The sequence below is a fragment of the Collinsella sp. An307 genome (genome assembly GCF_002161805.1).
GTDB lineage: Bacteria > Actinomycetota > Coriobacteriia > Coriobacteriales > Coriobacteriaceae > Coprousia.
Map to the genome: position 1 here is coordinate 38148 of NZ_NFIP01000001.1, position 14175 is coordinate 52322.

Genomic DNA, 14175 nt, shown 5'->3' on the forward strand with positions numbered 1-14175 from the left:
GCGCTATAGGCTCGGGAGAGCTAATTGCGTTCCAGAGCGCGTTTTGCTTGAACTGCCGTCCGCTCGCGATATTCTGCGAAATGAGCAGCGAGCCTTTGTTGAGACGGCCTGTGCCTCGTTGCGCGCGGATAGAGTATCGTCCGACCTTCAAGGTCACCGTATTCGCTTTTCATGAGGTTTGATGAGACGTGTACGGTGAGGTTATTGGGATCGATTGATATTAAATGGCGATCGAAGAGCTGGCGGATATCCGCTCGTAAGCATAGGCCGTTAGAGGGTCGGTTGCTTGCCATCCCAAGGTAAGACACGATACGGGTGACCTGGAGCGCGTTGCTTTCACTGCAGCCCGTGACCGCGCAGCGATTCTGATAGGTGGCGAGAACCTCTCTACGATACTGATGTTGACGTGCAGCCTGGATGAGAGGAATGAGGCCCTCTTGCTCCTCGCTGAGTCGTCCTGTTTTAAGGGCTCGCTCTATCTCTTCGGCGTTATTTTTGTTTATTCCACCGTCAAATTCGATCATGACGCGTTCGATTTCTGGCGTTGCGACAGATTCCGTGATGATGGGCGAGAGAGATGCCAGCGGCGTTTCAAGGCACACTGGGCCATGGAGCAGAAAAGACCGTGCGATCGTATCGTAGTGTTCGACAAAGGCCAGGCCGAGGCAAAGGTAGTCAGAGCTTGTCTTTTTTAGAAAGACTCCAACTGGAAGGCCGTCGCGTAGGCATTTGTGGAGGGCCTCGTTATATTGGGTGCTGGTAGACGTGCTGCCTTCGTTTTTTCGTTGCTCGCTATACGACATAACCCAAGTGCCGTCATCAAGCTCATGGATGCGATCTTGTGAGTAAAAGGAGTTGGCAGTAGAGGTGACCGAGAGTGCGTATTCCGCATTGCTTGGCTTATGGATTCCACGCTGAGCAGCGAGTTTAATACTGATATCTTTCGGGGCACTGCTTCCGTAGGGTCGAGGACCCCTCTCTCCCGCATGCTTATAAAACCATGCGTATGCATCGAGGAAAGCGTGTGGAGCAATACTCGTTGCTCTTTCAAGGGTTAGCGTTGCACCTTGATAGACCTGGATAGCCATATGCACTCCCATCGACTGTTCAATTAGATCACGTGGACTAGCTGTGATCAAGTTGTCGGTCGGTAAGTGGGATGACGCTTAGAAAGGCAAGCGTGGGACCAATTTCTTGTCCGCACGAGCTCGTACGCTTATTCCAGCAGAAAGGGGCACGCCAGCAAGCGCGCCCGCGAGGTTGGGAGGCAACCATGTACGAACCGTCACGCGTGCTCGCATCGTTTTACGTGGCAGGGTTTCAGTTCGGCGAAGGTGCTCTTGTCTTGGGAGATCTTACGGTTGGCGCGAGGCTGGAGATGGTCCTAGAGCCGGACAATCCGCACGATCCGTCTGCCATAGCGCTCCGTTTTGCCGGCAAGCGCATTGGCTATATCCCCGCCGAACATAACGAGCTCTTTGCGACCATGCTCTACTACGGTCATGCCGACGCTCTTGAATGCATCATCCAGCAGGTGTCTCCTGAGCGCAGCCCGTGGCATCAGGTGCGTGCTGCGGTCTATATCGCGGATGCGCGCTCTGTGCAGCAATAGGCGCATGAAAAGACCCCGCACCCTATAGAGTGCGAGGTCAGTGTGGGTGGAACTGTCTCGTGCGTTACCAGATGTCAAGCATGTGCTGCATGCCTAGGCTGACGGCGGCAATGCCAACCCAGCAGCAGAGGCCCATGAGGATGGGTTTGCCGCCCGTCCGCACGAGCTTCACCAGGTCGGTGTTGAGGCCGATGGCCGCCATCGCCATGACGATGAAGAACTTAGAGAGCTCCTTCACGGGTGCGGTGACCGTGCTCGGCAGGGCAAAGACAGTGGTGATGACGCTTGCGAGTACGAAGAAGATGATGAAGTAGGGGAAGATCTTCTTCAGGCTGAACGTGCCAGCGGACTCAGTGCCTCCCGCCGCTGCCGCCTTCTTGGCACGGCGTAGCTGCAGCACTGCCAGGGCGAGCGTAATGGGGATGATGGCGAGTGTGCGGGTTAGCTTGACGATGGTCGCGGTGTCGAGCGTGTTAGCGCCCGGATGCATGCCGTCCCAAGCGGACGCCGCCGCGGTTACCGAGGAGGTGTCGTTCACCGCGGTGCCGGCGAATAGGCCGAAGCCCTCGTTGGTGAGGCCGAGCATGCCGCCGAGTGCAGGGAAGATGAGGGCGGCGATGATGTTGAAGAGGAAGATGACCGAAATCGCCTGGGCGATCTCCTCGTCATCGGCATCGATGACAGGTGCGGTCGCAGCAATGGCCGATCCGCCGCAGATGGAGGAGCCCACGCCCACGAGCGTGGAGATCTTGGACGGGATTTTGAGTGTCCGGCACAAGATGAAGGCAATCACGAGGGAGGTGGTAATGGTCGAGATGATGATGGGGAGCGACGTGGCGCCAACCTGGGCGATCTGAGCAAGGTTGAGGCCAAAGCCGAGCAGGATGACGGCGTACTGGAGCACCTTTTTAGAGGTGTACTTGATACCCGTCTCGAGGGCGGCGGTGTCGCGGCTGCGCAGGAAGAGCGCGACGGCCATGCCGATGAGAATGGCAAAGACCGGGCCGCCGACTACCTCAAACTGCTTACCGAGCAGCCAGGCGGGGAGTGCTAGGGCTAGGCAGAGGGCGATGCCGCGGGCGTTGGTGCGTATGCTCTGGGCGAGTTGCATATGACCTCCTCAAAATCGTTTTCTCCATGCTATGCCCTTTGTCTCATAATGAGAATCTACCTAACAGTTATACTTGCATTAGAAATCGCTATAGGTTGGAGACCCGTGCTCGATTATCGCGTTCGCAGCTTTCTCGCCGTCTGCTCGCTCGGCAGCTATACCCGCGCCGCGGCAGAGCTTCATATCACTCAGCCCGCTATCACGCAGCATATTCGTGCCCTCGAGGCGCACTATGGGTGTGCGCTCTTTGAGCGAAGCGGGCGCGCGATGCGGCTGACGCCGGCGGGCGAGCTGGCGCAGCGGCGGCTTACCGTTGCGGCGAACGACGAGGGGCGTTTGCGCCGCGAGCTTGCTGCCCGCGCCGATGAGGGGGAGCGCCGGACGCTCAGACTCGGCTGCACACGCACCATTGCAGACTACCTCGCGCCGCGCCTGCTCGCCCACATAACAAGGACCGGAGGCCAGGGGAGCGTTGCCATGCGGGTGGGCAACACCGCAGAGCTCACTGCCGCGCTCGATGCCGGGGCACTCGACCTCGCGCTGGTGGAAGGTTCCTTTGACAGAAGCAGATTTGATGCCGAGGTGCTCTCTCGCGAGTCCTACATCGCCGTCGCCCGCGCCGGCGTGCGCCCTGCAGCGCTTGATGAGTTGCTCGACCGCGAGCTCGTGGTGCGCGAGGAGGGCTCGGGCACGCGCGAGATTTTAGAGCGTTTGCTTGGCTCCCACGATGTTTCTTTGGGCGACTTTGCGGGTCTGATCGAGCTCGGTAGCATCCCCGTTATCAAGGCGGTCGTGGAGGAGGGCGACGCGGTGACGTTTATCTATCGCATCGCGGTGGAGAACGAGCTCGCAAGTGGCGCGCTCGTTGACGTGACGCCTCCCGACCTCGCCTTGGAACACGACTTCACCGGTATTTGGGAACGCGGGAGCATCTACGGGGATGAGCTGCGCGCCCTTGTGGTGCAGTGGCGGGAACATCTTTGTCCGCACGGTGCGGTAGGCTGATGATGGGTACAAAGCACGCAAATGCATGCGGTTAGGAGCGACGATGAACGAGATTAGATGCCCCAAATGCGGAACGGTCTTTACCGTAGATGAGTCTGGCTATGCAGACATCGTGCGGCAGGTGCGTGACGAGCAGTTTGCTGCGGAGCTCGCAGAGCGCGCTGAGGCGTTTGAGCGCGAGAAGAGTCAGGCTGTGGCGCTTGCCGAGGCGAGCGTACGCGCGGAGGGCGACCGAGCTCTTGCTGCCGCCCGCGCCGAGGGGGAGCGTGAGCTTGCCGAGCGCACGGCAAAGATTGGAGAACTTACGGCAAAGCTCGATGCCGCTGAACGCGAGCGTGTGCTTGCGCAAGAGAGCGCCGTGGCTGCCGCACGTGAGGAGGCGTCGCGGAGTGTGGCCGATCTGCAGCGTGAGGTCGACCGTCTGACTGCTGAGTTGGGGCGTCGTGAGGATGCGGCGGCGCTTGAAGCGGCAAACGCCCGTCAGGAGATGGAGCGCAAGATAGCGGAGCGCGATCAGAAGATCGCCGAGCTCAACCAGAAGATTGCCGGTGAGGGCGCGGCGCGCGAGCTTGCCGTCACGCAAGCCGTTGCGGCGGTGGAGCGCGAGCGCGATGAGGCAAGAAGCGCCCTCGTTCACGAGAAGGCACTCTACGAGGCAAAGCAACAGCAGATTGAGGCAACCCACACGCTTGAGCTTGAGGAGGCCAAGAAGACCGCAAACGAGCTCATCCGCTACAAAGACGAAGAGATCGAGCGTCTGCGCGATATGAAGGCGCGCCTCTCCACCAAGATGGTGGGCGAGACGCTCGAGCAGCATTGTGAGACGGAGTTTAACCGCCTGCGTATGACCGCTTTCCCGCATGCGTACTTTGAGAAGGACAACGATGCGAGCGACGGCACCAAGGGGGATTTCATCTTCCGCGAGTGCGATGAGACGGGCAATGAGATCGTCTCGATCATGTTTGAGATGAAAAACGAGAACGATGAGACGGCGACCAAGCACAAGAACGAGGACTTCTTTAAGAAACTCGACCAGGACCGTAAGAAGAAGGGTTGCGAGTATGCAGTGCTGGTGACGCTGCTGGAGCCCGAGAGCGAGCTCTACAACACAGGCATCGTGGACGTGTCGTACCGCTACCCCAAGATGTACGTCATCCGTCCGCAGTTCTTCATTCCGCTTATCACGCTTCTGCGCAACGCCGCGATGAACGCGCTCGCCTACAAGCAGGAGCTTGCGCTCGTGCGCCAGCAAAACATCGACGTCACGAACTTTGAGGAAAAGCTCCTCAAGTTCCAGGACGGGTTTGCGCGCAATTACGGACTTGCGAGCCGCAAGTTCCAGACGGCTATCGACGAGATCGACAAGACCATCAGCCACCTGCAGAAGGTGAAGGAGAACCTGATTTCGAGCGAGAACAATCTACGGCTTGCCAACGATAAGGCGCAGGACCTCACCATCCGCAAGCTCACGCGCGGCAATAAGACCATGAAAGAGGCCTTTGACGCCGCACACGCGGAGGCAGGGGAATAGCCTCGCTTGGTCGAGCGAGTTTTGGGGACGGGGCCAAATCGTGCAACGAGCTGCCCCTTGTTGCACGATTCGAACCCGTCCCCATTTCACGCATTTCAGTCGAGGAGGTCCTCGATGAAGCCGACGCGGTAGTTGGTGAAGACCGCCTCGCCCTCTGCCTGCGTGGCGTCGAGGTCGACATCGGCCATGATGCCAAAGTCGCGGTCGCCTGCCTCGTCGGAGAAGATCTGGTGCACGTGCCAGACGTGTGCCGCCTGCTCGTCGGACTCGTCGATGGAGAGGAACGCCGTTGAGCGGGCATCCGCATCGGTGAGAATCTCCTCGTGCGCCTCGTGGTAGGCGTCGAGCGCCCTCTGCCAGCGGAGCTCGCCCATTCCCCATGCCTCGTCGAGCTCGCCCAGCTCGCGCATGTGGCCGCGCGAGGCGTGGCGCACGCGCGCGAAGAGCGCGTTGCGCACGAGCAACGTGACGCCGCGACGGTCCGCCACCACCTGGTCGGCGGCGGTGGGAGGTGCCGCGTCGAGGGCGACGGGGTCGCCTGCTGCCGCCCACTCGTCCACAAGGCTGGAGTCGATGGAGCGCACCATGAAGCCGAGCCAGCTTATAACCTCGTCGAGCTCGGGCGTTCGCTTGGACGTGGGTACGGTTCGGTCGAGCGCGCGGAACGCCTCGGCGAGATAGCGCAGAAGGATACCCTCTGAACGGGCAATCTTATAGCGCTGGATGTAGCCCTTGAAGTCCGACGCGGTCTCGAGCATGTCGCGCAGAACCGACTTGGGGCTGAGTTCGTAGTCGTTTGCCCACGGCACCTTCTGGCAGTACTCGGCAAAGGCAGCGTCGAGCAGGTCCTCGAGCGGCTTGGGGTAGGTGACCTCGGCAATGCGCTCGAGACGCTCCTCATAGTCGACGCCGTCCGCCTTCATGGCGGCCATGGCGGCATCGCGCGCGGCGCGCTCCTGGGCGCGCAGCACCTGTTTGGGGTCCTCGAGCGTGGCCTCCACCATCGAGATGAGGTCGAGCATATAGGTTTCGCTCTCGGGGTCGAGGAGTTCGAGCGCGGCGAGCAGAAACGGCGAGAGGGGCTGGTCGAGCGCGAAGTCCTCGGGCAGATCGACCGTGAGGGCAAAGTCGCGCTCGGGCTCGGCGTCTGCCGGCGCATCCGCCGCGAGCGGGACCTCGGTTACCACGACCACGCCGGAGTCGATGAGCGTGGCAAAGATCTCGTCGGCCCGCGCCTCGAGGGCGAGTTTTTCCTCGGGTGTCTGCAGGCTCTCCGCGATGAGCTCCGAGACGCGTGCGCGCGCGTCGCCGCCGCGCTCAACCATCGACAGCACCATGGAGTGCGTGATGGAAAGGCGCGGACGCAGGGTCTCGGGCGCGGCCTCGCAGAGGCGCTCGAATGTCTGCTTGTTCCAGGTCACAAAACCCTCGGGCGGCTTCTTGCGTTTGAGTTTACGGAGCTTCTTGGGGTCGTCGCCGGCCTTGGCGACGAGTTTGGCGTTCTCGATCTCGTGCTCGGGCGCCTCCGCTATGACCATGCCCTCGGTGTCAAAGCCCGCGCGGCCCGCGCGACCGGCGATCTGGTGGAACTCGCGCGCACGGAGGCGGCGCATCTTGTGGCCGTCGTACTTGGTGAGGGCGGTGAGTACCACGGTGTGGATGGGCACGTTGATGCCGACGCCGAGGGTGTCGGTGCCGCAGATGACGGGAAGGAGCCCCTGCTGGGCGAGCTTCTCCACAAGCAGGCGGTAGCGCGGCAGCATGCCCGCGTGGTGCACGCCCACGCCGCACGAGATGAGGCGCTTCAGGATCTTGCCAAAGGCGGTTGAGAACCGCGTGCCTCGGCTGATCTCTTTGATGCGCTCGCGCTGCTCTTTGGTGGCGACGCCAAAGTTGGCGAGCGCCGTGGCGGAGGCGAGGGCGGCGTCCTGCGAGAAGTGCACGATGTAAAGCGGAGCCTCTCCGCGGCGCAGCGCGAGCTCGACCGTGCCCTCGAGCGCAGTGTCGACGTATTCGAAGGCGAGGGGCACCGGGCGCGGCGCGTCGGCAACGGTGTCGACGGTGCGTCCGGTCTTCTGCTCGAGTGCCGCGGCGATGGCGGTGGTGTCGCCGAGGGTTGCGCTCATAAGCATGAACTGCGTGTGCGGCAGCGTAAGCAAGGGCACCTGCCAGGCCCAGCCGCGGTCGGGGTCGGCGAAGTAATGGAACTCGTCCATGGCGACGGTCCCCACGTCCGCCTCGTCGCCCTCGCGCAGCGCCTGGTTGGCGAGGATCTCGGCCGTGCAGCAGATGACGGGCGCGCCGGTGTTGATGTGCGTGTCACCGGTGATCATGCCGACGTTGTCGCGCCCGAGGACATCCACGAGGTCGAAGAACTTCTCCGAGACGAGCGCCTTGATGGGGGCGGTGTAGTACGCGCGGTGCCCCTGTGCCATCGCCATGAAAAGCTGCCCCAGCGCCACGAGCGACTTGCCGGAGCCCGTGGGCGTGCCCAAGATCACATGGTCGCCCGCGGCGAGGTCCATGAGGGCCTCTTCTTGATGCGGCCAGAGCTCGATGCCACGGTTCTCGCACCAGTCGAGGAAGCGCTCAAAGGCCTCGTCCGCCGTGAGCCAGGGTTCTGGCTCCTCGCCGTCCTCGGGTTCGAACCAGCTCGGCGAGAGCGCGCCGAGCGAGCCGGGTGCGGCGGGCGCGGTGCCGCCGGCGGCAAACGAGCTCGCGGCGGTGCGGTCGAGAGGGCTGTCGGTGGGTGTCGGCGTCATGCGCGGTAGCTTCCTTTCCAATCGCGTTCGCCTCCATTATGGCAGAGCGCCGGGTGTGTATATGACCGACGTGTTTCGGGCGTACTTCCCGTTTAGCGATCGTCTGCCGGTACTACCATTACGTGCGAACAAGAAAGGCGGCATGCGTATGCGCGGCATTCTAAAGATCGGTGACTTCATCGGCGGGCATATGCCTATTGTCGCTCCGCTGTGCGTGACGGCGGGCGTATTGTTTCCGCAGGTGTTCGGGCGCGTTTCCTGGACGGTGCCCTATCTGTTCGCCCTCATCACCTTCCAAGGGTCGCTCAACGTCACCCTCCGCCAGATTGGCGCGGCTTTCCGGCATCCGCGCGAGCTCGCCTGCATCCTTGCAACCACCATCGTGGTGATGCCCGCTCTCGCGCGCGTCCTTGCAGGCCTTGTGTTTTCCAACGCCGAGATTATCTGCGGCATCGTGATCGAATACAGCATCCCGGTGGCGGTGGTGAGCTTCATGTGGATCGACATCTTCCACGGCAACGCCTCGCTCGGTCTTGCCGCCGTGATCGTCTCCACGGTGCTCGCCCCCTTTACCATACCCGTCACGCTCCAGCTTCTCATGGGCGTTGCCGTTACAATCGACGCAGGCTCCATGATGCGCGACCTCGCCTTCATGGTGGCGCTGCCCGCCGTCGCGGGCGTGGCCGTCAACGAGCTCACCGCAGGCTGGGGGCACGAGCATCTTTCCGGCACGCTCTCGCCCTTCTGCCGCATGCTTCTTCTGGTGGTGATCACCTGCAACGCCACGGGGATGAGCTCCTACGTGCTTTCGCTCGACCCTATCGTGCTCGAGTCTGCCGCCTTCATCCTGCTGTTCGCCTCGCTTGGCTTTGTGCTGGGGATCGTCATCGCCCGCCTGCTCGATGCGCCGCTGCCCGACCTATTTTCCATCACATTCTGCACGGGGCTTCGCAACATCTCCTCCGGCTCCGTCATAGCCACAGAGTTCTTTCCCGGTGCCGTCATCATCCCGGTCATGATGGGGACGCTCTTCCAGCAGATCTTAGCCGCGGTGGCGGGAAGTGTCCTGAGGCGTATGGTGGGCGAGGAACAGGACCGTCAACGGCGACGCCTGCGTTTTACGCGGCTGCTTATGCGCTCCCGCCCGCGGCGCGCTCACGGGCACGGCGCCGGCGATTGATAAGGTTCATGACCGCCGCTTCCATACCGAGTGGAACGTAGTCAAGCAACTCGAGGTCGTCGGGCAGGTAGGCGACGAGGCTCTGCTCCACGTCGCGCCCGCGCTGAATCTGCGCCTTGGAAGGAGCGTCGCCGGGCGTTGCGCACACGCCCCATACTGCGGCGCCCTGTGCGGCGAGCCTGGCCTCGTACTCCGTCTCGGGAAAGCCCGGGTGCTCGCGGCGTACATCGTTAGACGACCAGATGATGCGATATCCTGCTGCCTCGAGCTGCACGAGCGTGTAGTCGCGCAGGGGTTGGCTGTCGGTGCGGAGTGTCAGAGTGCCGCTCGCCGCAAGAAGCCGCCGGTAGACGAGGAGGTTGTCGACCGTGGTGGTGCGCCGCCGAGCGAAGTGGCGCTTGGGGTAGGGCGTGGGGAAGTTCAAGGTTATGCCCGCGAGCTCGCCTGCGGCAAAGATGCGCTCGAGTGCAGCGGTCCCGCGTGGGATGACAAGGGCGTTTGGCACCTGCTCCTCGCAGATGCGCTGCGCGGCGTAGGCGATGCAGATGGGCTCGATGTCCATGCCAATATGGAGCTCGGCCGGGGAACGGCGGGCGCTTTCGACAAGAAACGCCCCTTTGCCGCAGCCAAGATCGAGGTGCACTGCGGCAAATCGGTCGCGTGCCGTCTGCGCCGCCCGGTCGGTCCGTGTTTCTTCAGCGGCGGGTGCGGAGGGTTCGAGCGGCCAGCACGCCTCAGCCCAACGTCCGGCATATGCCTCCGGGTGGGTTTCCATGGCGGTGCGGTAGCGCTCGAGGCGCTCCTCGAGCACGAAGTTCTTGGGCGTGCGGATGTGCGTGAGTCCCATAGGGGCCTTTCGGGCAGGTCGATGTCGATCGCTGATAGTATGGTGAGCCTGGGGCGTCCGGTCAACCGATGCGTCTGAGGACGAGGTAACGGTTCAGGGCACCCGATTTGCCGTCGGCAGAGAACCGCTCGACCTCCTGCGCGCAGTCCGCCACGCCGTGGGCGAGCTCAGAGATCTCGTTCTCGGTGAAGTGGTGGCAGTACCGCAGCGCCGAGGCATCGTCCTGCCAACCGAGGAGATAGTCGTTCGCGTCGAGTGCCGGCGCCGCCCCGCTTGCGCGGGCCTGTTCGGTGACCGTGCGCGCCTTGGCGGCCAGGCGCTCGTCATCCATGAAGCGCCAGAAGGAGAGAACGACGGTGCCGCCGGGCGCAGTCGATGTGATAAGCGTACGGATGACGGCGAGGCGGAGGTCCTTGCTAGGGACGTGGTGCATAAAACCAAAGCAGCACGAGAGGTCGCAGGCGGGGATGCCGGCAAACGACTCGAGGTTGTTGCTGGCCGCCGTGGGGGCGAGCAGCTCCTCTAGGATGTCGACTTCGCGGAAGTCCATGCGCACCTGTGCCGGCGCGAGTCTATCGCCGTCGCTCGAACAGGCGGAAGGATGACCCGCTTCAGCCAGTTCAGCGCACCGGTCGACCCCGTAGTAGTCGATGCGCGTATGGGGGAGGGCGCGGGCGAGGTGCCGTGCGAGACGCATGTTGCCGCACGCAAGGTCGAGCACGCGCAGGGGCTCGTCTACCTTGGCGTCAGTCGCCTCGGCGGCAAGTTCGGTTACGCGCGCCCAGCCCCGCCACGGCGCCGAGCGCGTGGCGGAGAAGGATGCGGCGTGGTCGCGGTAGAAACGGTTGTTGAGCGCAATGAGGGCGCGAGCGTCGTCGGTATCCATGGAGTCCTCTCGGCGCATGCACACATGCGCCCGGTCGCCGGGGAAAGCGGCTCTTAGTATAGAATCTCAGACTATGGAAGAGATTGTATTGCATATCGTCGAGCGTCTGCGCGCGGGCGAGCAGGTGGATGACCGCATGCTCGTGAAGCTCATCCATGCGGCGGCAAAGCGCGCGGGCGACGATAAGCGCGCCTTCGCCAAACGGCGTCTTCTGCCCTTTTACCAGCGTATCAAGACGGAGGAGCCCGAGCGCTGGGCATCGTGGGGCATCACGCCCGCTATTGAGCGCAAGCTCGTCCAGGTGCTTCGCATGAAGCCGCGCCGTTCGGCCTCGGGTGTGGCGACCATCACCGTCATCACCAAGCCGTGGCCGTGCTCGGGGTCGTGTCGGTTCTGCCCGAGCGACCTGCGCATGCCTAAGAGCTACCTGGCCGACGAGCCCGCGTGCGAGCGCGCCGCACAAAACGCCTTCGACCCCTACCTGCAGGTGTCTGCCCGTCTTACGGCGCTCGCGCAAATGGGGCACGCGACCGACAAGATCGAGCTCATCGTACTCGGCGGTACGTGGAGCGACTATCCGGAGGGGTATCAGACCTGGTTTATCCGCGAGCTTTTCCGGGCGTTGAACGATGGTGCCATCGCGGGCGTCGCGGAGAACCCGCTGCTGAGGGGTTTTGCCGACGAGGATACCGCCGCCCCCGCAGAGGACGACCCCGTGCCGCCCGGCGTGCGCCGCCGCCGCGCGGAGCTCGCCGCTTGGGGCATCCTGCCTGCAGCGCTCGAGTCCACTCACGGCGATGCCGCTCAGGCGCACGGTCAGCAGCCTACCCCATCCGCACCCCCGGCGTATCTGGGGATCGACGCCGCTGAGCTCGCCCGCCTGCAGGCTGAGGTCAACGCGGGCGCTACTGCCTACAACGCCGCCGTCACGCACCTCTTTGGCGAGAGTCCCGCCTGGCGCCGTGCCTCTGCCGCGCAGACCGCGTCGATCGAGGAGCTCGAGGCCGAACAGCACCGCAACGAGGATGCGCGCCACCGCGTCGTAGGCCTTGTCATAGAGACTCGGCCCGATGCCATCACACCCGCGCGCCTCGCCCTCATCCGCCGTATGGGCGCGACCAAGATCCAGATGGGCGTGCAGAGCACCTGCCAGCGAATCCTCGACATCAACGGTCGCAACACCGCGACCGACCGCATCGCCCGCTCCTTTTCGTATCTCCGCCTCTTTGGCTTTAAGATTCATGCGCACGCCATGGTGAATCTGCTTGGGGCGGACCTGGCGGGCGATAGGGAGGATTACCGTCGCCTCGTTACCGACCCCGCCTTTATGCCCGACGAGGTGAAGCTCTACCCCTGCGCCCTTATCGACGGCGCGGCACTCTGCCGCGATTGGGAGAGCGGTGCGTGGCGCCCCTATACAGAAGACGAGCTTATCGATGTGCTCTGCACCGACGTGCGCGCCACCCCCGCGTGGACGCGCGTGTCGCGCATGATCCGCGACTTCTCTTCGGGCGACATCAAGGCGGGTAACAAGAAGCCCAACCTGCGCCAGCTTGTGGAGGAGCGCCTACGGGCACAGGAACGCGCGGGCGAGGGGCCCGTGCGTGAGATTCGCTTCCGCGAGATCGGTACCCACGAGGTCGATGTGGACGAGCTCGTCCTCGATGAGGTCTCCTATCAAACCCAGACGACCGACGAACGCTTTTTGCAGTGGGTGGACGGACAGGGGCGCATCGCGGGCTTTCTGCGTCTGTCGCTGCCGCACGCGGACGCGGTCCGCGCGCTTGCGGAGGAGATGGCCGCTGCGGGGCTTGCGGCCCCTGTCCGGCCGAGCGAGGCCATGATCCGCGAAGTTCACGTATACGGCATGGCGGAGCGTGTGGGCGAGGCAGGCGCGGCGGCGCAGCACCGCGGGCTCGGCCGCGACCTGGTGGAGCGCGCCTGTGCTATTGCCCACGACGCGGGTTTCATGCACATAAACGTCATCAGCTCGGTGGGCACGCGCGCCTACTATCGACGGCTTGGCTTTGTCGATTGTGGTCTCTACCAGCGGCGCGACCTCACCAAGACGCAAAACGACGCGCATTCGGGCAAAAATGCTCAAGCCGGTTATGGGCATGAAAATCCGCAACACGGGCGGAAAGGTCAAAACGGAGGCTCTCATGAACATGCGTGACGCGCATCAGATGCTCGCGACGGTCGGCCTCATCTTGGTGATCGCCTTCGCCCTGCAGCTTGCGACTCTGCCGCCTGCGGGCATCGCCATCGTCTTGGTGGTGCTGGCGGTGGTCCTAATCGGGCTCTACCTGCACGGTCGCGCGCAGGCAAAAGCGGGCGCCGCGTCTCCTGCGCCTCAGGTGCGCGAGATCGCCTCTCCCGATGGCGAGCCGGTGCGCGTGCTCGAGAGCGATGGTGTCTACCAGTCGGCGACGTATCTTGACGAGCGGCGCTTCGAGCCGGTCTTTGCCTACCAGCGCGCCTTTGAGGTGATGTTTGAGGTAGAGGATGAGATGCGCGCCGCGTGCGGGCACGGTATCGAGCGCGCGCTCGCTATCGGCGGTGGCGGTTTTGCCTGGCCCAAGTACACCCTCACCCGCCATCCGGAGCTCATGCTCGATGTGGTGGAGTCCGACCCTTCGGTCATCGAGCTGGCACAGCGCTGGTTTTTTGTTGACGAGCTTAAGCGCCAGGTAGGCGGCAGGCTGTACATCATGGAGGCGGATGGCCGCGAGCTCATCGACGAGCTTGCACCCGGTATGGAGTTTGCGGCAACGCCCACGGCCGTGCACTGCCGCGCGCCCTACGACGCCGTGGTGAACGACACGTTCTCCGGCGCCGAGCCCGTGCTTGCGCTTGCCACCGTGGAGGCCGCGCGTTCCGTGCGCGCGACACTCCGCCCGGGCGGTCTCTACCTCACCAACGTGGTCTCGCGCGAAGAGGGGCGCGATCTCGCGTTTCTGCGCGACGAGGCGGCGACGCTCGCCGAGGTGTTCGCCCATGTGCACATCATCCCTGCGACCGACGAGCTCTGGGGCGGGGAGGACAACTACCTCATAATCGCAACCGACGGGGCGTATACGTTCACCGATGCCATTCCCTTTGACGAGGACTTTCTGGGCACGCCCCTAAGGGACTAAACGCCCAGCTGAGGCGCGAGCCCCGTTCAGGCGTCAGCGAGTGCAGACGGCGCCGTTGGCGGCACTTGCCGTGCGCGCGGTTTACCGCGCCGTTGCACCTTGCG

General features: G+C 63.4%; 11 protein-coding genes. 6 read left to right on the top strand and 5 right to left on the bottom strand.

Annotated features, from left to right (window positions below):
• Window positions 1–20 precede the first annotated feature (20 nt).
• Window positions 21–1088 carry an HNH endonuclease gene (locus B5F89_RS00160; RefSeq protein WP_158098367.1) on the bottom strand — a complete coding sequence of 356 codons (1068 nt, stop codon included), beginning with the start codon at window positions 1086–1088 and terminating at the stop codon, window positions 21–23.
• Between the two features lie 185 nt (window positions 1089–1273).
• Between B5F89_RS00160 and B5F89_RS00165 the strand changes: the two genes are divergently transcribed.
• The gene (locus B5F89_RS00165; protein ID WP_087429798.1) at window positions 1274–1612 is read left to right on the top strand and encodes an HIRAN domain-containing protein; all 339 of its coding nucleotides are present in this window, start codon (window positions 1274–1276) and stop codon (window positions 1610–1612) included.
• A 64-nt stretch (window positions 1613–1676) separates the two neighbouring features.
• Here the strand turns inward: B5F89_RS00165 and B5F89_RS00170 are convergent, their stop codons facing one another.
• The gene (locus B5F89_RS00170; protein WP_087429799.1) at window positions 1677–2723 is read right to left on the bottom strand and encodes a YeiH family protein; all 1047 of its coding nucleotides are present in this window, start codon (window positions 2721–2723) and stop codon (window positions 1677–1679) included.
• Between the two features lie 105 nt (window positions 2724–2828).
• Here B5F89_RS00170 and B5F89_RS00175 point away from each other — a divergent pair, with 105 nt between their 5' ends.
• On the top strand, window positions 2829–3728 hold the full coding sequence (locus B5F89_RS00175; RefSeq protein ID WP_087429800.1) for a LysR family transcriptional regulator: 900 nt from the start codon (window positions 2829–2831) through the stop codon (window positions 3726–3728).
• 43 nt (window positions 3729–3771) lie between these two features.
• Window positions 3772–5259, top strand: a complete 1488-nt coding sequence (locus B5F89_RS00180) for a DUF2130 domain-containing protein (protein ID WP_087429801.1) — start codon at window positions 3772–3774, stop codon at window positions 5257–5259.
• A 95-nt stretch (window positions 5260–5354) separates the two neighbouring features.
• On the opposite strand, the gene B5F89_RS00185 is transcribed toward B5F89_RS00180, so the two are convergent.
• Window positions 5355–8021: a DEAD/DEAH box helicase gene (locus B5F89_RS00185; protein ID WP_087429802.1), complete on the bottom strand. Its 2667-nt coding sequence runs from the start codon at window positions 8019–8021 to the stop codon at window positions 5355–5357.
• A 148-nt stretch (window positions 8022–8169) separates the two neighbouring features.
• On the opposite strand from B5F89_RS00185, the gene B5F89_RS00190 reads away from it, so the two are divergent.
• Window positions 8170–9201 (top strand): bile acid:sodium symporter family protein, encoded by a 1032-nt coding sequence (locus tag B5F89_RS00190; RefSeq protein ID WP_087430097.1) that lies wholly within the window; start codon window positions 8170–8172, stop codon window positions 9199–9201.
• Here B5F89_RS00190 and B5F89_RS00195 read toward each other — a convergent pair.
• A complete protein-coding gene (locus B5F89_RS00195) occupies window positions 9152–10048 on the bottom strand; it encodes a methyltransferase (RefSeq protein ID WP_087429803.1) in 897 nt (298 codons plus the stop codon). The genes B5F89_RS00190 and B5F89_RS00195 overlap by 50 nt on opposite strands.
• Before the next feature lie 61 nt (window positions 10049–10109).
• Complete coding sequence (locus B5F89_RS00200; RefSeq protein ID WP_087429804.1) at window positions 10110–10934, bottom strand: class I SAM-dependent methyltransferase; 825 nt, start codon at window positions 10932–10934, stop codon at window positions 10110–10112.
• Window positions 10935–11007: 73 nt separating this feature from the next.
• Between B5F89_RS00200 and B5F89_RS00205 the strand changes: the two genes are divergently transcribed.
• Both B5F89_RS00205 and B5F89_RS00210 read left to right on the top strand, forming a co-directional pair.
• Window positions 11008–13110, top strand: a complete 2103-nt coding sequence (locus B5F89_RS00205; protein WP_087429805.1) for a tRNA uridine(34) 5-carboxymethylaminomethyl modification radical SAM/GNAT enzyme Elp3 — start codon at window positions 11008–11010, stop codon at window positions 13108–13110.
• Window positions 13097–14071, top strand: a complete 975-nt coding sequence (locus B5F89_RS00210; RefSeq protein WP_239286599.1) for a fused MFS/spermidine synthase — start codon at window positions 13097–13099, stop codon at window positions 14069–14071. The genes B5F89_RS00205 and B5F89_RS00210 overlap by 14 nt, the downstream gene beginning before the upstream one ends.
• The last annotated feature ends 104 nt before the right edge of the window (window positions 14072–14175 follow it).

What these genes read in the sequence shown, in the direction of transcription:
- B5F89_RS00160 (WP_158098367.1), bottom strand. Translation starts at nt 1,088, where the DNA reads ATGGCTATCCAGGTCTATCAAGGTGCAACGCTAACCCTTGAAAGAGCA.
- B5F89_RS00165 (WP_087429798.1), top strand. Translation starts at nt 1,274, where the DNA reads ATGTACGAACCGTCACGCGTGCTCGCATCGTTTTACGTGGCAGGGTTT.
- B5F89_RS00170 (WP_087429799.1), bottom strand. Translation starts at nt 2,723, where the DNA reads ATGCAACTCGCCCAGAGCATACGCACCAACGCCCGCGGCATCGCCCTC.
- B5F89_RS00180 (WP_087429801.1), top strand. Translation starts at nt 3,772, where the DNA reads ATGAACGAGATTAGATGCCCCAAATGCGGAACGGTCTTTACCGTAGAT.
- B5F89_RS00185 (WP_087429802.1), bottom strand. Translation starts at nt 8,021, where the DNA reads ATGACGCCGACACCCACCGACAGCCCTCTCGACCGCACCGCCGCGAGC.
- B5F89_RS00190 (WP_087430097.1), top strand. Translation starts at nt 8,170, where the DNA reads ATGCGCGGCATTCTAAAGATCGGTGACTTCATCGGCGGGCATATGCCT.
- B5F89_RS00195 (WP_087429803.1), bottom strand. Translation starts at nt 10,048, where the DNA reads ATGGGACTCACGCACATCCGCACGCCCAAGAACTTCGTGCTCGAGGAG.
- B5F89_RS00200 (WP_087429804.1), bottom strand. Translation starts at nt 10,934, where the DNA reads ATGGATACCGACGACGCTCGCGCCCTCATTGCGCTCAACAACCGTTTC.
- B5F89_RS00205 (WP_087429805.1), top strand. Translation starts at nt 11,008, where the DNA reads ATGGAAGAGATTGTATTGCATATCGTCGAGCGTCTGCGCGCGGGCGAG.
- B5F89_RS00210 (WP_239286599.1), top strand. Translation starts at nt 13,097, where the DNA reads ATGAACATGCGTGACGCGCATCAGATGCTCGCGACGGTCGGCCTCATC.